We start from the raw sequence: 17,761 nt of genomic DNA on the forward strand, positions 1-17,761 counted from the left end.
GACCCCTCCTTTCCCTCTGGTTGGGGGTTACTTGACCGGAGTGACCTGGGCCAGCGAGTACGCGGTCACCATGCCGAGCAGGTCAGACGGCGACGGGACGAAGCCGGTGAACTTGCTGGCGTTGTAGGCGAACTGGAAGTTCTCCACGTACAGCGGGGTCAGGTACGCCTGCTCGTGCACGACCTTGTCGATGTTCTTGATCTTGGTCTTGAACTCTTCGGGGTCGGTGGTGCCGGCCGCGTCGTTGATCAGCGCGTCCATCTCGGCCGACTCGAGCAGGTTGTAGTTGATGCCACCCGGGTTGCTGGACAGGTAGGTGCTGCGCAGCTGGTCCATCGGGTTGTCGAACACACCCCACTGGGAGGCGTCGATGTCGTACTCACCGTTCTTGGTGCGGGTGAGGAAGGTGTTGCGCTCGACGCACTCGTTCTCCAGCTTGATGCCGGCCTTGGCCGCGCTCTCCCGGAAGAGCTGCACCACCCGGGTGATGTTGGCGTTGGACTGGTCGCAGGCCACGCCGAAGGACAGCTCGTCGAAGAAGCCGTCGTTGTTGCCGTCCTGGTAACCCGCCGCGCTCAGCTTGGCCTTCGCGCCCTCCGGGTCGAAGGGGTACGGCTGGAGCTCGGTGTTGTCGTACTCCGAGAAGATCGGCGAGATCGGACCGGCCATCTGCTGGCCGTCACCCTGGAGCACCGCGGCGATGATCGCCTTGGTGTCCACCGCCATCGACAGCGCCTGCCGGACCTGCTGGTCGGCGAGGTACTTGTTCTTCATGTTGTAGGTCAGGTGGGCGAAGCCGAGCGCCCCGACCTTCTCCAGCTTGATCTTGTCGTCGCCCTCGAAGGTCTTCGCCGCCGAGATCGGCACCGGGGTACCCATGAGGTCGATGTCGCCGTTGCGCAGCGCCAGCATCATCGTGTTGACGTCCGGGTAGACCCGGTACTCGACCTGGCTGACCGCGGCCTTACCGCCCGGCGCGAGGGGGTAGTGCTCGTTGCGCTTCATCACGTAGCGCTGGCCCTTGGTCACGCTGTCCAGCACGAACGGTCCGGCACCGACCCAGTTCGAGTCGTTGGCGAACTTGGACAGGTCACCGGCCTGCTCGAAGATGTGCTTCGGCACGACGGACATCCAGAAGCCGACGCCCTCGGCGAACGGCGCGTACGGCTGGGAGAGCTTGAACTTGACCGTGGTCGCGTCCGGGGCCTCGATCGACTCGACCCAGGTCAGCTTGGCCGCGACGTTGCCGAGCTTGTACTCCATGATCTTCTCGGCGCTGAACTTCACGTCGTCGGCGACGACCGGCTTGCCGTCGGACCACTTGAAGTCGTCCCGCAGCACGAAGACGGCGGTCTTGCCGTCATCCTCGTAGCGGTACTCCTTGGCCAGCTCCGGGGACTTCTTCGCGTTCTCGTCGATCCGCAGCAGGTGCGGGTACATCGCGTTGAGAATCCACGAGTCGGTCTTGCTGAGCGACTGGAGCGGGTTGAAGTTGCTGACGTCGGTGGTGGTGCCGATACGCAGCACCGCCTCCGAGGACGAGTTGCTGGAGGACGAGTTGTTGTCCTCGTTCAGACCGCAGCCGGACAGACCCAGCGTGGCCACCACGCCGAGCGCGACAGCGAGCCGCCAACGACCCTTCACTGCCATTTTCACCAAACCTCCTGAAGAACCCGGATGATGTTGCCGCCGATGACCTTGGCGATCTCGTCGTCGGAGTAACCGTGCGTGACCAACCACCCGACGATGTTGCTGAAGCACTCCGCCGGGTTCTCCATGCCGCTCACGTACGGAACCCGCGGGTGGTCCACCACCCCGTGGGCCTTACCGATCGCCAGGTGCTGGGTAAAGCTGTCGTGCAGGCCGACGTGGTCACCGAAGTTGGTGTCCGGGCCGAACGCGACGTGGTCGATGCCGACCAACTCCACGCAGTAGGTGAAGTGGTCCATGACCGACTCGATGGAATGGTGCGGGTGGCCCGCCGAGAGGGTGGTGTGCGGAGCGGCCTCGATGCCGATCACGCCACCCCGTTCGGCGCAGGCCCGGATCACCTCGTCCGGCTTCATCCGAGGGGTGTTCCAGACCGAACGGGCACCGGCATGGGTGATGAACACCGGCACCCGACTGGCCTCGATCACATCCAGCGAGGTCTGGTCGCCGGAGTGCGAGATGTCGATGGCGATACCGAGCTTGTTCATCCGGTCCACCGCGCGCCGCCCGAAGTGGGTCAGCCCGCCGTCGCGGTCCTCGGACAGGCCGGATCCGAGCATGTTCGCCTGGCTGTAGGCGATGCCCATCTGGCGTACGCCGAAGCCGTAGAGGATGTCGATCCGGTCCAGCTCGTTCTCGATCATCGTGGCCGCTTCCAGACCCGCCACCAGGGCGATCTGGCCGTTGCGCTTGGCCTCGAAGATCTGTTCCAACGTGGTCGCCACCACCACGTGGTCCTGCTTGGCGACGTCGGCGAAGCGCAGACCGATGTCGTAGATGACGTCGTCCCACTTCCAGGCGTGCTCACTGGTCACGCAGCCGGTGCCGTTCATGAAGTTGTCGAAGACCGCGGTCATGCCGGAGCGGGCCAGACCCTCGAAGCCGAACGAGTTGCGGCCGGTGCGGTTGTAGTCGCGCAGCTGCGTCACATCGGCCGGCAGGATCTTCGGGTGCTCGTGCAGCGAGATGGCCATGTGCTCGCGCAGCAGCCGGGCCACCCGGGCGTGCTGCTCGGCGTTGAGACCCAGGTCGTGCTCCGGCACACGGCCGATCTCGGGAGCCAGCTCGAAGACCTTGTAGTCAACGTGTGGCGTCAAATAGTCGAAGGACCGGTATCCGGCGTAGCGGGGGGCTGGTTCCTGCACTCGTCAACTCACCTCGTCAGCTAAGCGGCACGAGGAATGAGGTCCGACCTCATGCCTTGCGGCAACATACCGAGGAAAGCTCGCGTCAGGTAAGACCTCGTGACCTGTTCGTTATCCGAAACCGGCAACATTCCCGCAGGTCAGGACGGTTGTACGGTCGGCTGAGCCGGCCCGGCACCGAACACCTCAGGGCGGCTGTACGAACAGCCGAGCCGACCGACCAGACCGGCAGGCATAGGTAGGTGGTCAGACCAATTTCGGATGGAGTGACACAAAAAAGTAGGCCCCCTGCGAAAGGGGGCCTACTTGTGGTGGGGTGACTGATGGGAATTGAACCCACGACAACCGGGACCACAACCCGGTGCTCTGCCAACTGAGCTACAGCCACCATGCGCTCGCCCGTACTGCGGGCGGTGCGAGGAAATCATACCCCCACCACGGTCGAACGCGTCCAGCGGGTTGCGGGGTGGTTCAGAGGCCGGCCGCGATGCCCTTGGCGGTGTCCACGTCCGGGCCGGGCAGCGGCACGAAGATGGTCCGCCGGTAGTACTCCAACTCCCGGATGCTCTCCCGGATGTCGGCCAGGGCCCGGTGGGCCAGGCCCTTCTGCGGCTGACCGAAGTACACCCGGGGATACCAGCGCCGGCACAGCTCCTTGATCGAGGACACATCGATCATGCGGTAGTGCAGGTGGGCGTCGAGGCGCTGCATGTCCCGGGCGATGAAGCCCCGGTCGGTGGCGATCGAGTTGCCGCACAGCGGCGCGGTACGCGGATCCTTGACGTACCGGCTGATGTAGTCGAGCACCATGTCCTCCGCCTCGGCCAGGGTCACCGTGGAGCGGCGTACCTCCTCGGTGAGCCCGGACTTGGCGTGCATCGTCCGGACGATCTCCGGCATCGCCGCCAGCGCCTCCTCGTCGGCGTGGATCACCACGTCCACCCCGTCACCGAGCACGTTGAGATCGGGATCGGTGACCAACGCGGCGACCTCGATCAGCTTGTCGCTGCCGAGGTCCAGCCCGGTCATCTCACAGTCAATCCAGACGAGAAGATCAGCCACCGGCACAGCCTACGCGCAGCCCAAGGCTCGTGGCTGCACGCCGTCGCGGCCACCGACCGCTAGGGTTTCCCCGTGCCCGCCGATCCCGCCGAACCCCGTACCGTCGATGTGACCGACCCTGGTGCCCGCCGGGCCCGCCGGGTCCTCGGGGCGCTGGTGCTGGCGGCGGCGCTACCTGCGCTTTACCTGCCCGGCAGGACGCACAACTTCTTCGATCTGAAGATCTACATGTCGGCAATGGACTGGTGGGCCGCCGGCAATCCCCTCTACGACTACGTGCAGCCCGATCGGGTGCAGGGCGAGCTGTACTTCACCTATCCCCCGTTCGCCGCCCTCCTGCTGCTGCCCTTCGGTCACCTCAAGCTCGGCGCCACCGTGGCGATCTTCACCGGGCTGACCCTGTTGGGGGTGCTGGTCACCACGAAGTGGCTGCTCGATCCGGTGATCCGCCGGCACCGGCTGCCGTACCTGTTCACCCTGGCGGTGGGGGCGCTGTTCGTGCTCGGGGTGGAGAGCACCCGGGAGACCATCACCTTCGGTCAGATCAACATGCTGCTGGTGGTGCTGATCCTGGCCGACCTGCTGTTCGCCGTACCCCGGGACAGCCGGTGGGCCGGAGTGGGCATCGGGCTGGCCGCGGCGCTCAAGCTGTTCCCCGGCATCTTCGTGGTCTACCTGCTGGCCACCCGGCGGTGGCGGGCGGCAGGGGTGGCGACCGCGACCGCCGCCGGGGCGACCCTGCTGGCCGCCGCGGTCGCACCGGCGGACTCGTGGCGGTTCTGGACCCACGAACTGTGGGCCACCGACCGGGTCGGCCGCACCGACTACACCGGCAACCAGTCCCTGTTCGGGCTGCTGAGCCGACTCACCGCACCGGAGGACCCGAGCCGACTGATCTGGCTGCCGTTGGTCGCGGCCATCGTCGGGTACGGGCTGTGGCGGGCGGTACGCGCCTCCCAGGCCGGTGACGCCCTGACCGGCCTGACCCTGACCGGCCTGGTGGCGGCGTTGATCAGCCCGATCACCTGGACCCACCACATCTACTGGTTCATTCCGGCGGTGGTGCTCCTGGTCGACGCGATCCTGCGCGCCGACCCGTACACCGCCGAGGGGGCCCGCCGCCGCCGTCGACTGGGCGCCGTAGCCCTCGGCACCTGCATGATCATCGTGTACGGCGTGGTGTCCTTCTACGACTGGGGCATCGCCCCCGTACCGACGGACACCCCCTGGGAGTTCCTGGGCCGCAACGCCTACGTCCTCCTCTGCCTGCTCCTCCTGTCCACCCTCCCCATCCGCACCCCCACCCGCACCCCCACCCCACCCCCGCTCCCTTCCCCCCTCCCCCTCCCTCCCCCGCTCCGCTCCGTTGATCATGAGGTTGGCGGCAGTCGTTGATCTTCAGACTGCCGCCAACCTCATGATCAACGGGGGCTAGTGGGGTGGGTGGGGGTTAGTGGGGTGGGTGGGTGGGGGCTATGGCTAGGGGTTGGCGGGGGGTGGGGGTGCCCAGGCCGGTCAGGGAGCTGATGCCTAGGCGGCCGGCTAGGACCGGGACCTGGTCCGGTTCGACCACGAAGACGACCTCGCGGGGGTGGAGGGGGCGCAACAGGAGCACCCCGGCGACGGTGACCAGCAGGGTGCCGGCGGTCAGTGAGCCCCAGGTGGCCGGGGCCAGCCAGCCGGGCCGCAGTTCGGCCCGCAGTTGCAGGGTCAGGTCGGCGCGGCCGTCGACACCCATCAGCACCAGGCTGAGCCCGCTCAACTCCTCCGGGGTCCACTCCAGGGTTCCGGCGCCGGTGCGGGTCCAGAAGGTCTGCGCGGCCGGTGCGGTCGGCAGGCTGGCCAGCTGACCGTCGGGCGGGATGACCTGCGCCAGTCGGACCGGCAAGGGCCCTCGGGTCAACGCCATCCGCTCGACGACGGCGTACGGCGCGGGAGCCAGCCAGTGGCGTACCTCGCCGACCGGGGCCAGCCCGATGAAGGCCGGACCCTCCGGGGTGTGGGCCTCCAGCCGCATCCGGGTCTCGCCCAGGTGGACCAGGGGCACCTCCTCGCGTACCAGTGCCGCCAGGTCGGTCACCACCACGGCGTGTCCGTCGGTCTGCACCGTCTCGAAGCGGGCCGCGTATCCACCGCCCGGGTCGGCCCGTCCGGTCAGCAGACCCAGCGCGGCGGCGCCGATCAGCGCGGTCATGCCGACGGCCAGCAGCAGCATCCCGGCCAATCTGTGCACTAAACGCATCCGCACCATCTCTCTCCGTAGCTAGACACCCGGCCGACCTTACCGAGGAGACCGGGCTGATCAGCGGATATCCGGCAGGCACCCGGACAAGACCGCCCAGGAAAGGCGAGACCCGCCGGAGTGGCTCCGGCGGGTCTCGTGGTGATCGGGGGTCAGGAGGTGGGCGTCGCCTCGCCGCTCCGGCCTGCGGCCCGTCCGGTACGGGCGAACGCCAGGCCGCCCAGCACCAGTCCGGCCAGCCCGGCCACCAGCCCGGCGACCCCCAGCCCGACCGCCAGCCCGTTGCCGTCCTCGTCGTCGTCCTCGGTCGCCCCGGCGGCCGTGCCGGGTGCCTCGGCGGCGGGTGATTCGGCCGGCGCCCCGGTCGGGGTGTCGGTGGCCGCGGTCAGGGTGAGCACCGGGGCCGGGGTGGCCGGCTCCTCACCACCGGGCTGCGGCTCGTCGATCCAGCGCACCACGCCGCCGTCGGAGTAGGTCTGGAGGGCCTTGAAGATCATCTGGTCCACGTCGGGCAACGGGCCCATGGAGATTGGGAACTCCTGGAAGGTGCCCGGGGCGATGGCCGCCGCGGCACCGTCCGCCGTCCAGGTGATCTTGGAGATCACCTCGGAGATCTCGGCGCCGTGCACCTGCACCGGCGGGTCCACCCGACGCTTCTCCACCGCCACCTGCCAACCCGGCACCGGCATGGTCGACACCGAACCGACCGGGGCGTTCTCCGGCAGGAAGATCTCCAGCTTGGTGGTCGATGCCTCGTCGCTCTCGTTCGGCACCCGGAAGGCGAAACGGCCGTAGCCGCCCTGCTTCGCCTCGCTGGGGCTGATCGACACGTGCGCCGACGCGGGAGCCGCGAAACCGAACACGGCCGTGGCCACGGTGCCGAGCGTCAGGGCCAGGACGGCACCCACGGTACGCCGGTGACGGATCATCGATGGAACCCTCTCTAACGGATTTCCACGGTGGCGGTCACCGTGGCCTGGTCGATCTCGGTGGTACGAGCGGTCACCCGCAGTTCCCACTCCCCCGCCGACGGCAGGTTGATCTCACCGGTGGCGTGGTTGTCGGTCAACGGCAGCAGGGGTACGTCGATCGCCTCGATGCCGGCCGACGGCAACGCGACCGTGGCCTTCCACTCCTCGATCGGAAGCGGCTGGTTGTCCAGGGTGTAGGCGTAGAAGTGGACCGAGTTGTTGCCCCGCTGGGCGGGGGCCATCTCGATCTGCATGGAGAACAGGCTGCTCTTCACCGTGGTGGTGAAGTAGCCGCTCTCGGCCCCGGCCACATCGGCCCCGGCGGTACGGGCCGGCGGGGTCTGCACCAGCACCGAGGTCACCGCCAGCACGACCGCGGTGACGGCCAACTCGACCCAGACCGCCCGGCGCATCGGTGCCGGTCGGCTGGCCGCGATCCGCTTGCGGACCAGGTGCCGTGAGTACGCGGCCACCCCGATCACCAGCGCGAACAACCCGACCTTGGCCAGCACCAGCCGGCCGTAGGTGGTGTTCACCAGGGCCGCCGGGGTGGCCACCTCGATCAGGGCCTGGACGATGCCGGCGAGCAGCAGCGCGGAGACCGCCAGGGCCGCCCACCGCGACCAGATCGGCAGGATCGCCCCCAACTCCCGCTCGTCGGCCCGGGGCAGCAGGAACACCACGAGCATCACCAGGCCGCCCAGCCAGACGGCCATGCTGCCCAGGTGCACCGCGTCGACGAGCACCGACACGGCCGGGGCGGGGGAGGCCGCCGGGTGCCCGGACAACGGCCAGGTGAGCAGTGCCGCCCCGCCGAGCACACCCAGGATGATCAGGTCGGTACGGCCCGCCGACCCGGCGAACAGGGGCCGCAGCAGCACGGCTGCGGCGGCCAGCAGCCCCAGCCGGACCAGGTGGGCGGCGCCGAAGGTGCTGCCCAGGACCAGGCCCAGGCCGGCCCCGGTGATGTCGAAGGGGCCACCACCGTTGGTGTAGGGCACCTGCAACAGGGTCGTCGCGACCGTGGCCAGGGCGACCAGTCCCAGACCGGTCCAGGCCAGCCGGGTCGGGCCGGTGCGGGGCAGGCGACGCGGCCAGAGCACGGCCAGCACCAGGCTCGCGCCGACCAGGAGCAGCAGTCCGGCGTACCCGACGAACTTGCTGACCTTGACCGCGTTGCTGACCACCGGGTCGGCCCGGCTGTCGTCGCCGGAGTCCACCGGCGGCTCGGAGGGGGCGCCGACGGAGTAGGTGAACGCCCCGGAGACCGGGTGGCTGTCGGCGGAGATCACCCGGTAGGTGACCAGGTAGGTGCCGTTGCCACCGGAGGTGTCGACCGGGATGCTCACCAGGCTGTCGGCGAAGGTGGGTTCACCCCGGTCGACCCGTGAGCCGTCCGGGGCGATCACTCGGATCTTGTCCGGCACCTTGCGGACCGGCTCGCTGAAGGTGAGTACCACCTCGGTCGGTGCGTTCGGCACCACGGAGGAGGCGGCGGGACTGGAACTGGAGAGCACGGCGTGCGCCGCGGCCGGGCTCGCCGGGGCGAGCAGCAGCGCGACGACGGTCACCAGCAGACCGGCGGCGGCGGTCAGCCGCGCGAATCGGCGGCGAGGGGCGGCAGTCATGCTGGCCATGCTCGCCGATTCGGGGCCGGGAGTCATGCTCGGATAGTCGGACGCTGAGGTAAAAAAGTTCCCGGCGTGGCGCATTGCATTGGAAGGGCCGAAGGACCCTGCTGCTCAGCACGCCGCCGCGTAACCTGGGTTGTCGTGATCCCCGCCCCGCGCGACATCGCCGCCGCTCACCCCCAAGCGGCCGACGACCGTGGTCAAGACTGCCCGGCATCGGCCGATCCCGCCACCCTCGCCGCCTTGGCCGCACGGGACGGCGACCCCGCCGCCCAGGCCGACTTCGTCCGGGCCACCCAGGCCGAGGTGTGGCGATTCGCGGCAGCCCTGGTCGATCCGGACAGCGCCGACGACCTGACCCAGGAGACCTATCTCCGGGCGTTTCGGGCCCTACCGGCCTTCGAGGGGCGTTCCACCGCCCGTACCTGGCTGCTCGGCATCGCCCGGCGGACCTGCGCCGACCATCTGCGTACGGTGGTCCGGCGCCGCCGGCTGGCCCAACGACTCACCGCGGACGCGTACACCGATGTGCCGCACCCCGACCCGGCCGGGCAGTTCGGCGCGGCCGACCTGGTCCGCCGGCTGCCGACCGAGCGGCGCGGCGCCTTCGTGCTCACCCAACTGCTGGGCCTGTCGTACGCGGAGGCCGCCGCCGTGGAGGGGGTGCCGGTGGGCACCATCCGGTCCCGGGTGGCCCGGGCGCGCAGCGAACTGGTCGAGGCCGTCGGACAGGCGCAAGCCGGATGAACAGGAAACTGCTGCCCTGGATCGGGCTGGCCGTCCGGCTCGGACTGGCCGCCGTCTGGCTGTACGCGGGCGCCACGAAGGTCGGTGACCTGGCCGGCTCCGGCCGGGCGGTGCACGCCTACCAGGTGCTGCCGTACGAGGTCTCCATGGTCGTCGGGGCGGTGCTGCCCTTCGTCGAACTGGCCCTCGGCGTACTGCTGCTGCTCGGGTTGGCCACCCGGCTCTCCGCCGGGGTCTCCGCGGCGCTGCTGGTGGTCTTCATCGCCGGCATCATCTCGGCCTGGTCGCGGGGGCTGGCGATCGACTGCGGCTGCTTCGGCACCGGCGGTGAGTTGCCGGCCGGGGAGAGTCCGAGCTATTTCCCGGAGATCCTCCGGGACCTGGGTTTCCTGGCATTGGCCGGGTTCCTACTGATCTGGCCCCGCACGGCCGTCTCCGTGGACGGCGCGCTGACGGGCGAACCGGTGGAGGACGAAGATGAGTAGTCGCAAGGGGCGCAAAGACGCGGCCCGCGTGGTCCGGGAGCAGTTGGCCCGGGAACGGCGGCGCAAGCGGACCCTCTGGACCTCGATCGGCGCGGTGTCCGTGCTGGTGATCGCGGGTCTGATCGGCTGGGGTGTCTGGTCCAGCCAGGATTCCGGGGAGTTCACCGCCCCGCCGGGCGCGACCCAGGACGGCACCGGCATCGCGGTCGGCAGCGGGCCGGTGACGATCGACGTGTACGAGGACTACCTCTGCCCGGCCTGCAAGCAGTTCGAGCAGACCAGCGGCCCCACCCTGGAGCAACTGGTCAGCGACGGCAAGGCCCGGGTGGTGTACCACCCGGTGGCCTTCCTGAACCGTTTCTCCAGCACGGAGTACTCGACCCGGTCCTCGGCCGCCGCCGGCTGTGCCGCCGAGGGGGGCAAGTTCACCGAGTTCAGCAAGGCTTTGTTCGACAAGCAGCCGCCGGAGAACGGTGCGCAGCTGAGCAACGACGAGCTGATCGACATCGGGGCCGAGGTCGGCCTGAACCGCGACAGCTTCGGCAGTTGCGTGCGCGACGGCAAGTACAAGCCGTGGACCTCGCACGTCAGCCAGGAGGCGACCAAGGCCAACGTCACCGGCACCCCGACCGTCCTGGTCAACGGTGAGCAGGTGCGGGAGTGGACCCCGGAGAACATCACCGCCGCGGTGGAGGCGGCCGGGCGGTGAGCCGTGCCCTGCTGACCCGGGCCGGGCTGCTGCTAGCCGGCATGGTCACCACGCTGACCGCCACCGCCGCTCCCGCGGTGGCGCACGGCGCCGACGCCCCGAACGGGACGGACTACCGGGTGGAGGTCACCGCCGTGACCCCGGACCGCCCGCAGCTTCGGGTACGGGTGATCGAGGCGGGTGCCCGGTTGGAGTTGACCAACACCGGTGACCAGCCGGTGGAGGTGATCGGCTACTCGGGTGAGCCGTACCTGCGGGTCGGCCCGGACGGGGTCTTCGAGAACACCCGCTCCCCCGCGACGTACCTGAATCGCACCATCGCCGGGGAGACCCGCCTGCCGCCGGAGGTGAATCCGGCCGCCGCCCCGCAGTGGCGTCGGGTGGAGTCGGGTTCGACCGCCCGCTGGCACGACCAGCGGGCGCTGTGGCGGGAGGCCGGTCCGCCCGCCCAGGTCCGCGCCGCGCCCGACCGGGAGCACCGGGTACGCGACTGGGTGGTGCCGCTGCGCGATCCGAACGGGTCGGCGGAGATCCGGGGCACCCTGCACTGGGTGCCGCCGCCGGACGCGTACCCCTGGTGGGTGGCGGCCGTCCTCGGCACCCTGGCGGTGGGTGCCCTGGGGTTGCTCCCGGCGGCCACCGTCGCGGGGCGTCGGGCCCTGGCCGGGGTCGGTGGGGTGCTGGCCCTCGGCGGGCTGGCGGCCGTACTGCTCGCGGTCGGTCGGGTGCTGGACGCCGGGGCGACCGGGGTCGGCGGGGTGCTGGTGGGGTTGCTGACCGGGCCGGTGTGGGCCCTGCTGGCCGGGTTCGGCGCGATCGCCGCCGCCTGGTGGGTGCTGCGCCGCAGGGCCGGGGTCGACTTTCCGGTGGCCCTGGCCGGGGCCTGCCTGGCCCTGTTCGCCGGGGTGACCAATGCTGCCCTGCTGGCCCGGTCGGTCGTGCCGGTGCCCTGGCCACCGACCCTGGCCCGGGTGCTGGTGGTGCTGGCCGTGGGAGCCGGGGCGGGGGCCCTGGCCGCCGCCGTGCTGCGACTGCACGCCGCCGGACGCACGGCCAGCCGGGCCGCCGCCGGACGCACGGCTGCCTCCGGCCGGACTGCCGCCGGTGGTGACGGGGCCGGCGCATCAGCGGATGCGGTCACTTCCGAGCGGGACTGAACGGGAACGGCAGTTCCAGGCGGTGCCGGGCCAGCAGGTCGGTGTCGCCGAGCAGGTCGGCGGTGGGCCGGTCGGCCACGATCCGCCCACCGTCCAGGATCACCGACCGGTCGCAGAGTTCGAAGGCGTACGGCAGGTCGTGGGTGACCATCAGCAGGGTCACCGGCAGGGCCCGCAGGATGGTGGCCAGTTCCCGGCGGGCGGCCGGGTCGAGGTTCGACGAGGGCTCGTCGAGCACCAGGATCTCCGGTCGCATGGCCAGTACGGTGGCGACCGCCACCCGGCGCCGCTGACCGAAGGACAGGTGGTGCGGGGCCCGTTCGCGATGCTCGGACATGCCCACCGCGGCCAGGGCCTCATCCACCCGGGCGGCCAGTTCCGCTCCGCGCAGCCCCAGGTTGGCCGGTCCGAAGGCGACATCCTCGGCGACCGTGGGCAGGAAGAGTTGATCGTCCGGGTCCTGGAAGACGATGCCGACCCGCCGCCGGATCTCGGCCAGCCGAGCCCGGTCGGTGGTCACCGGCAGCCCACCCACACTGATGTGGCCCTCGGCGGGGGTGAGGATGCCGTTGAGGTGTAGCACCAGGGTGGTCTTGCCGGCACCGTTGGGGCCGAGCAGGGCCACCCGTTCGCCCCGGGCCACCGTCAGGTCCACCCCGTGCAGGGCCAGGTGGCCGTCGGGGTAGGCGTACCGGACGCCCCGGACCTCCAGGCTGGGTGCGGTGGACGGCACGAGGTGCATCATGCCAGCAGTACGGCGGTGACGGCGACCGTGCCGGCCAGCAGCGGCAGGGTCGCCGCGACCAGCCACTGACCGGTGGTGGCGGCCGCACCCGCGCCCTGCCACACCGTCGGCAGCCGGCCGGTGTAGCCCCGCGACAACATCGCCAGGTAGACCCGTTCGCCGCGCTCGAAGGCGCGCAGGAACAGGGTCCCGACACCGGCGGCGAAGCCACGCAACTGCCACAGGAAGCGGGGGTCGTCGCCCCGGGAGATGCGGGCCACCCGCATCCGACGGGCCTCGCCGACCAGCACGTCCAGGTAGCGCAGCATGAAGGTGGCGATCTGGGTGATGACCTGGGGGCAGCGCAGCCGGTCCAGCCCGACGATCAGGTCACGGGTGGTGGTGGTCGCGGCCAGCAGCAGCGAGGCCCAGACCCCCAGGGTGCCCTTGGCCAGGATGTTCCAGGCACCGTGCAGCCCTTCGACGGACAGGCCCAGCCCGAGCACCTCGACCCGCTCGCCCGCGCCGATGACCGGCAGGGCGAAGGCGAACAGCACGAAGGGCACCTCGATCACCGTGCGGGCCAGCAGCCAGCCGGGGCTCACCCGGGCCAGCGCCGCCACCCCCGCGACCAACAGGGCGTACGCGCCGAAGGCCCAGAAGGCCGTCCGGGGGGTGGCGACCACGGCGATCGTGAAGGCCACCATCGCCGCGATCTTCACCTCCGGCGGCAGCCGGTGCACCGGTGAGTCGGACTCCCGGTAGAGCACATGGGCGTGCCCGGCACCCACCGGCTACCCCTGGCTCGACGCGGATGTGCCCGACTGCTCGGCCTCCTGGCTGAGTGCGGGCGGGTCCGAGCGGTCGGCTGGTGGGGTCGGTCCCGCGTCACGCCGACGGGCCAGCCAGAACACCCCGCCGGCCACCGCGAAGGTCAGCAGGACACCCAGCACCCCGGACAGTCCGGTGGAGAGGAAGTCGTTGTCGATGCCGGCGATGCCGTAGTCGGCCAGGGGCCCGCCGATCTCATGGTCCTTTTCCTGCTGGGCCGGGCAACTGCCCCCGGTGATCTCGCCTTCGGCGTCGAAGGTGCAGCCCTCGCGTAGCGAGGAGTCCAGCCCGTCGGGATGGGGCGAGGCGAAGTTGCTGACCACACCGGCCAGCAGCAGGGCCACCAGCAGACCACCGACCAGGAAACCCCAGAGGCGCTTCACCGGACACCCCCGAGGGGGGCGACGGCCGCCGGGGCGACCGGCTTGAGGGCGCGTAGCGCGTACACCAGATCGGGTCTGACCTTAGCCACGGTGACCACCGTGGCGGCCGTGATCAGGCCCTCGCCGATACCGATGAACAGGTGGGACACCGCCATCGTCCCGGCCAGCCCGGCCAGGTTGCCGCCGAGGTCGGCGGTGCCGCCCAGCCAGTACTGCAACACGAAGCCCATCGCCGCGACCACCACGCTGACCAGCGCGGCGACGAACGCGCTGACGGCCAACCCGGCCGGGGTACGCGGCAGCACCCGCAGCAGCAACGCGATCAGCAGGTACGCCACCCCGACCGCGATCACACCCATGTTGGTGATGCTGAGCCCGAGCATGGCCACCCCACCGTCGCCGAAGACCAGGGCCTGCACCACCAGCACCACCGCGATGCACAGCGCGCCGACCCAGGGGCCGACCAGCATGGCGGCGAGGGCCCCACCGAGCAGGTGGCCACTGACTCCGGCGGTGAAGATCGGGAAGTTGAGCATCTGCACGGCGAAGATGAAGGCGGCGACCAGGCCGGCCATCGGGGCGAGTCGGTCGTCCAGGTCCTGCCGTGCCCGGCGGACGGCTAGTGCCAGAGCCGCCAGAGCGATCACCGCGAAGATCGCGGCGACCGGACCGTCGATGATGCCGTTGGAGATGTGCATGGCCAGGTTTTCCACGTGACCTCCCACGTGACGGCGGGCCCGCGCTCGCCGGCAGGGTGAGCGTATTTCCCGGCCCCTGCTGTTGCCAATATCTGGCAACAGCAAATTCCTGTCGCCTGCCGACACATCGGACACCCTCCGGAGCCCGCCGTCATGGTCGCTGGCGCGCCGGTATGGTCGGCCCATGACCGCACCCGCTCGTCTCTCTCCCGGTGACCCGGCGCCCGAGTTCACCCTGCCCACCGACACCGGTGGGGAGGTCACCCTGGCCGACCTGCGCGGCCGCAAGGTCATCCTGTACGCCTACCCGGCGGCGATGACCCCCGGCTGCACCAAGCAGGCCTGCGACTTCCGCGACTCGCTCGGCTCCCTCCAGGCCGCCGGTTACGAGGTGATCGGCATCTCCCCGGACAAGCCGGAGAAGCTGGCCAAGTTCCGCGAGCGCGACGCGATCACCTTTCCGCTGGTCGCCGACACCGACAAGGCCGTGCTGACCGCCTACGGGGCGTACGGCGAGAAGCAGTCGTACGGGCGCACGGTCACCGGGGTGATCCGTTCGACCTTCGTGATCGACGAGAACGGCAAGATCGAGCGGGCGCTCTACAACGTCAAGGCCACCGGCCATGTCGCCAAGCTGCGCCGGGACCTCGGGCTGGACTGACCAGATGTGATCGTCGGAGGCCTCGACAGCGGGCCGGGGCGACACCCTAGACTCTTCAGGGCCGGCGGGAGTGGCGTAATGGCAGCCGCGGTAGGTTTAGGTCCTATTGTCCGAAAGGACGTGGGGGTTCGAATCCCCCCTCCCGCACCAACACCCTGTTCCCCTGTCGGGCCCGTCACGATCACGGGCATCCGGCGGGCGGCCCGGCGCAGGATGTCCGGGTGACCCTGCACTTCCTCCTGGATCCCGAACTGACCCCTGAGCTGCGCGCCGACATCGTCACCCTCTGGGTGGAGGTCACCAACGCGGGCGGCGCGGTCGGGTTCGTGGCACCGGTGACGGCCGAAAAGGTGCGGACGATCGCCGACCCGACCCTGGCCGGCATCGCCGAGGGCCCTGACCGGCTGCTGCTGGGCTACGACGACGACCGACTGGTCGCCATGGCGATCTTCACCGATCCCCGGTTCCACCTGAAGCCGCACCTGCGGACCCTCACCCGGGTGATGGTCCACCCGGACACCCAGGGGCGCGGGGTCGGTGAGGCGCTGATGCGTACGGCCGCCCAGATCGGGCGGGACCTGGGGCTGTCGGCGCTGCACGTGACCGTACGCGACGGGCTGGGGCTGGACCGGTTCTACCGGCGACTCGGATACCGCGAGGTAGGCCGCTGGCCCGGCGCCATCCGGGTGGCCCCCGGCGACGACCGGGACGAGATCCTGATGTGGCTCGGACTGACCGAGGACCACGGCCCCGCCAGCCAGCCGGCTACCCCTGGGGAGGGACGCGTGGCTGTTGTCCGTGCGGCGGGGCCATCGGTTCCGTCGGTCACGCGCACCGATGCTGCCGGACGACGGCCGAGCCGGACAAGCGACCTAAGCGAAAGCTAAGACGGGGTCACCCAGGCGTACCCGGCCGGACTCCAGCGGTACGAGGTTGAGCCCGAACAGCAGTTGCCGGTCGACATTGCGGTGCCGGGCCAGGGTGCGCAGCGGCTCCCGGCCGCGTACCCCGGTCTGCTGGTCCGTGGTGGTGACCAGGCAGCGGGCCGAGGGCCCGGCGGCCCGGAAGGCCACCCCGCCGATGCGCATGCTGCGCCCTTCCCAGTCGTCCTCGGCCCAGGCGGGTGCCCCCTCGATGACCAGGTTGGGCCGAAACCGGCTCATCGGGACCGGGTCCGCACCGGCCTCGGTCAGCCAGTCGCCGAGGGCGGCCAGGGAGGCGGTGCTGGTCAGCAGGACGGGGTACGCGTCGGCGAAGCTGACCTGATCGCCCGGGTCGTGCTTTTTGCGGCCCGCCTCGATGTGCCGAGCCGGCTCGGCCAGCCAGACCAGGCGCACCGGCCGGTCGAGCAACTGACTGAGCCAGGTGTCCGCAGCCGGACCGGCGGGCAGGGCCGCTACCCGCAGTGCCCGGCGCCGGAAGGTACGCACCTGCACCGGGGTGACCTCGGACGGTTGCGGTACCCACAGGTCGGGTCGGTCGGCGGCGCGTAGCCACAGGCCACCGGTCTCGGGGTGGGCGTGTACCCGGACCAGGGCGGTCGTCTCCCGCTGGGTGATCCCCACCCCCTCGGGGTCGACGAGCATCCACCGCCGGTCGCCGTCCAGCCCCCAGGGTCGTACCTCGGCCTCGGAGTGGTTGAGGCCGCGACAGCCCTTGACCGGATAGGTGTTGATCTCGTTGATCCGCACCCGGTCACCATGCCACGCCGATGCCGTCCCCGGGGTACCAGTGGTTCGCCGGGGTTTCCCGGTAGGCGAGGAACTTCCGGCCGGTGCGTTCGGCGTGCCGGGCCAGCACGTTGGTGTGGGTGACGTTGTCGGTGAGCAGCATCGCCCCGGGGGCCAGCTTCGGCTCGACGGCCTCGAACTCCCGCTTCTCGTACGCTCGACTGTGGTCGCTGTCGTGCAGGAACAGGTCGACCGGCCGGTCCAGGGCGGTTATCGACTCGACCGAGTCTCCGATGACCAGGTCGATCACCTCGGACCAGGGGGCGGTCCGGGCCAGGTAACCGGCCTCGGGGTTGATGTCGATGGAGCTGACCCGGCCGGGGTGACCCTCGGCGGCGTTGCGCAACAGGGCGGCGGCCAGTACGCAGCTGCCCAGCCCCTTGTCCACACCGGTCTCCACGATGTGGCCGGGTCGACGGGCGCGCACGATGGCGTACCACCCGATGCGCCGGGCGTAGCGGACCTGCTTGTCGGCCAGGCCCCGGCGGGCGGCGCTGCCGGTGGCCGCGGCGATGTGCCGGCGCAGGGCCTCGTCCGACTCGATCTCCTCCAGATAGCTGCGGACCTGCGTCACCGGCAGGTCACACACCACGCTGACGAACCAGGCCAGGTGGCTGCGGCTGAGCTTGGTCAGCTCGTAGGTGTAGTTGTGGTGTTCGCGGGAGGCGAGCAGCCATCGGGCCGAGGTGCGCAGCACCTTGACGTCATGGCGGGCCACCGTTACCAGCCGCTTGGGGAAGGCGGCGACGGGGGCTAGGCGGGTGCGGGCGATGGCCCGACGCAGCTTGACGGCGTCCACCCGTGGGTTCTATCAGACGGACCGAAACATTGGGGAAACACGATGAAGATTGATCTTGCCGGTTCCCGGCCCGCCG

The 17,761-nt window shown here is 70.4% G+C and carries 18 protein-coding genes, 2 tRNA genes and 1 pseudogene; 8 read left to right on the forward strand and 13 right to left on the reverse strand.

Going from position 1 to position 17,761, the window contains the following annotated elements:
• Positions 1-27: 27 nt before the first annotated feature.
• The 4 genes from OIE53_RS16575 to orn all read right to left on the reverse strand — a co-directional run bounded on the left by OIE53_RS16575 (position 28) and on the right by orn (position 3,923).
• Positions 28-1,650: an ABC transporter substrate-binding protein gene (locus OIE53_RS16575; RefSeq protein WP_327027244.1), complete on the reverse strand. Its 1,623-nt coding sequence runs from the start codon at positions 1,648-1,650 to the stop codon at positions 28-30.
• 2 nt (positions 1,651-1,652) lie between these two features.
• Positions 1,653-2,855, reverse strand: coding sequence for a dipeptidase (locus OIE53_RS16580; RefSeq protein WP_327022441.1), 1,203 nt, complete (start codon positions 2,853-2,855; stop codon positions 1,653-1,655).
• Between the two features lie 312 nt (positions 2,856-3,167).
• Positions 3,168-3,243: transfer RNA gene (locus tag OIE53_RS16585), tRNA-His, on the reverse strand.
• An 83-nt stretch (positions 3,244-3,326) separates the two neighbouring features.
• The gene (orn, locus tag OIE53_RS16590) at positions 3,327-3,923 is read right to left on the reverse strand and encodes an oligoribonuclease (protein WP_327022442.1); all 597 of its coding nucleotides are present in this window, start codon (positions 3,921-3,923) and stop codon (positions 3,327-3,329) included.
• 66 nt (positions 3,924-3,989) lie between these two features.
• Between orn and OIE53_RS16595 the strand changes: the two genes are divergently transcribed.
• Positions 3,990-5,312, forward strand: coding sequence for a glycosyltransferase family 87 protein (locus tag OIE53_RS16595; RefSeq protein ID WP_327022443.1), 1,323 nt, complete (start codon positions 3,990-3,992; stop codon positions 5,310-5,312).
• 55 nt (positions 5,313-5,367) lie between these two features.
• Here OIE53_RS16595 and OIE53_RS28490 read toward each other — a convergent pair whose 3' ends face one another.
• From OIE53_RS28490 to OIE53_RS16610, 3 genes are all read right to left on the reverse strand, one after another.
• The gene (locus OIE53_RS28490; RefSeq protein ID WP_393337678.1) at positions 5,368-6,159 is read right to left on the reverse strand and encodes a hypothetical protein; all 792 of its coding nucleotides are present in this window, start codon (positions 6,157-6,159) and stop codon (positions 5,368-5,370) included.
• Between the two features lie 152 nt (positions 6,160-6,311).
• Positions 6,312-7,088 (reverse strand): YcnI family copper-binding membrane protein, encoded by a 777-nt coding sequence (locus OIE53_RS16605; protein WP_327022444.1) that lies wholly within the window; start codon positions 7,086-7,088, stop codon positions 6,312-6,314.
• 14 nt (positions 7,089-7,102) lie between these two features.
• A complete protein-coding gene (locus OIE53_RS16610; protein ID WP_327022445.1) occupies positions 7,103-8,758 on the reverse strand; it encodes a copper resistance CopC/CopD family protein in 1,656 nt (551 codons plus the stop codon).
• Between the two features lie 144 nt (positions 8,759-8,902).
• Here OIE53_RS16610 and OIE53_RS16615 point away from each other — a divergent pair, with 144 nt between their 5' ends.
• Genes OIE53_RS16615 through OIE53_RS16630 form a run of 4 tightly spaced genes read left to right on the forward strand, consistent with a single transcriptional unit; the run spans position 8,903 to position 11,859 of the window.
• Entirely contained in the window at positions 8,903-9,508 is a 606-nt protein-coding gene (locus tag OIE53_RS16615) for a sigma-70 family RNA polymerase sigma factor (RefSeq protein ID WP_327022446.1), read from the forward strand.
• Positions 9,505-9,993, forward strand: a complete 489-nt coding sequence (locus OIE53_RS16620; protein WP_327022447.1) for a MauE/DoxX family redox-associated membrane protein — start codon at positions 9,505-9,507, stop codon at positions 9,991-9,993. Before OIE53_RS16615 ends, OIE53_RS16620 begins: the two co-directional genes overlap by 4 nt.
• The gene (locus tag OIE53_RS16625) at positions 9,986-10,702 is read left to right on the forward strand and encodes a DsbA family protein (protein WP_327022448.1); all 717 of its coding nucleotides are present in this window, start codon (positions 9,986-9,988) and stop codon (positions 10,700-10,702) included. Before OIE53_RS16620 ends, OIE53_RS16625 begins: the two co-directional genes overlap by 8 nt.
• The gene (locus OIE53_RS16630; RefSeq protein WP_327022449.1) at positions 10,699-11,859 is read left to right on the forward strand and encodes a hypothetical protein; all 1,161 of its coding nucleotides are present in this window, start codon (positions 10,699-10,701) and stop codon (positions 11,857-11,859) included. The genes OIE53_RS16625 and OIE53_RS16630 overlap by 4 nt, the downstream gene beginning before the upstream one ends.
• Here OIE53_RS16630 and OIE53_RS16635 read toward each other — a convergent pair.
• Genes OIE53_RS16635 through OIE53_RS16650 form a run of 4 tightly spaced genes read right to left on the reverse strand, consistent with a single transcriptional unit; the run spans position 11,840 to position 14,510 of the window.
• Positions 11,840-12,592 carry an energy-coupling factor ABC transporter ATP-binding protein gene (locus OIE53_RS16635; RefSeq protein WP_393337303.1) on the reverse strand — a complete coding sequence of 251 codons (753 nt, stop codon included), beginning with the start codon at positions 12,590-12,592 and terminating at the stop codon, positions 11,840-11,842. The genes OIE53_RS16630 and OIE53_RS16635 overlap by 20 nt on opposite strands.
• A gap of 8 nt (positions 12,593-12,600) precedes the next feature.
• Positions 12,601-13,374, reverse strand: coding sequence for a cobalt ECF transporter T component CbiQ (gene cbiQ, locus OIE53_RS16640; RefSeq protein ID WP_327022450.1), 774 nt, complete (start codon positions 13,372-13,374; stop codon positions 12,601-12,603).
• Positions 13,375-13,377: 3 nt separating this feature from the next.
• Entirely contained in the window at positions 13,378-13,797 is a 420-nt protein-coding gene (locus OIE53_RS16645; RefSeq protein ID WP_327022451.1) for a PDGLE domain-containing protein, read from the reverse strand.
• Positions 13,794-14,510: an energy-coupling factor ABC transporter permease gene (locus tag OIE53_RS16650; RefSeq protein ID WP_327022452.1), complete on the reverse strand. Its 717-nt coding sequence runs from the start codon at positions 14,508-14,510 to the stop codon at positions 13,794-13,796. Before OIE53_RS16650 ends, OIE53_RS16645 begins: the two co-directional genes overlap by 4 nt.
• A gap of 169 nt (positions 14,511-14,679) precedes the next feature.
• On the opposite strand from OIE53_RS16650, the gene bcp reads away from it, so the two are divergent.
• The 3 genes and pseudogenes from bcp to OIE53_RS16665 all read left to right on the forward strand — a co-directional run.
• The gene (bcp, locus tag OIE53_RS16655; protein ID WP_327022453.1) at positions 14,680-15,156 is read left to right on the forward strand and encodes a thioredoxin-dependent thiol peroxidase; all 477 of its coding nucleotides are present in this window, start codon (positions 14,680-14,682) and stop codon (positions 15,154-15,156) included.
• A 64-nt stretch (positions 15,157-15,220) separates the two neighbouring features.
• A tRNA-Leu gene (locus OIE53_RS16660) sits at positions 15,221-15,306 on the forward strand.
• A 71-nt stretch (positions 15,307-15,377) separates the two neighbouring features.
• Positions 15,378-15,893: pseudogene (locus tag OIE53_RS16665) on the forward strand (GNAT family N-acetyltransferase); the annotation flags it as partial.
• Positions 15,894-16,028: 135 nt separating this feature from the next.
• Here OIE53_RS16665 and OIE53_RS16670 read toward each other — a convergent pair.
• Both OIE53_RS16670 and OIE53_RS16675 read right to left on the reverse strand, forming a co-directional pair.
• Positions 16,029-16,847, reverse strand: coding sequence for an MOSC domain-containing protein (locus OIE53_RS16670; RefSeq protein ID WP_327022454.1), 819 nt, complete (start codon positions 16,845-16,847; stop codon positions 16,029-16,031).
• A gap of 4 nt (positions 16,848-16,851) precedes the next feature.
• On the reverse strand, positions 16,852-17,685 hold the full coding sequence (locus tag OIE53_RS16675; protein WP_327022455.1) for an O-methyltransferase: 834 nt from the start codon (positions 17,683-17,685) through the stop codon (positions 16,852-16,854).
• Between the last annotated feature and the right edge of the window lie 76 nt (positions 17,686-17,761).

The sequence above is a fragment of the Micromonospora sp. NBC_01739 genome (genome assembly GCF_035920385.1).
Lineage (GTDB): Bacteria > Actinomycetota > Actinomycetes > Mycobacteriales > Micromonosporaceae > Micromonospora.

Bases quoted from the DNA above. Each gene is read 5' to 3' on its own strand.
- OIE53_RS16575 (WP_327027244.1), bottom strand. From the start codon at position 1,650: ATGGCAGTGAAGGGTCGTTGGCGGCTCGCTGTCGCGCTCGGCGTGGTG.
- OIE53_RS28490 (WP_393337678.1), bottom strand. From the start codon at position 6,159: ATGCGTTTAGTGCACAGATTGGCCGGGATGCTGCTGCTGGCCGTCGGC.
- OIE53_RS16605 (WP_327022444.1), bottom strand. From the start codon at position 7,088: ATGATCCGTCACCGGCGTACCGTGGGTGCCGTCCTGGCCCTGACGCTC.
- OIE53_RS16610 (WP_327022445.1), bottom strand. From the start codon at position 8,758: ATGACTGCCGCCCCTCGCCGCCGATTCGCGCGGCTGACCGCCGCCGCC.
- OIE53_RS16620 (WP_327022447.1), top strand. From the start codon at position 9,505: ATGAACAGGAAACTGCTGCCCTGGATCGGGCTGGCCGTCCGGCTCGGA.
- OIE53_RS16625 (WP_327022448.1), top strand. From the start codon at position 9,986: ATGAGTAGTCGCAAGGGGCGCAAAGACGCGGCCCGCGTGGTCCGGGAG.
- bcp (WP_327022453.1), top strand. From the start codon at position 14,680: ATGACCGCACCCGCTCGTCTCTCTCCCGGTGACCCGGCGCCCGAGTTC.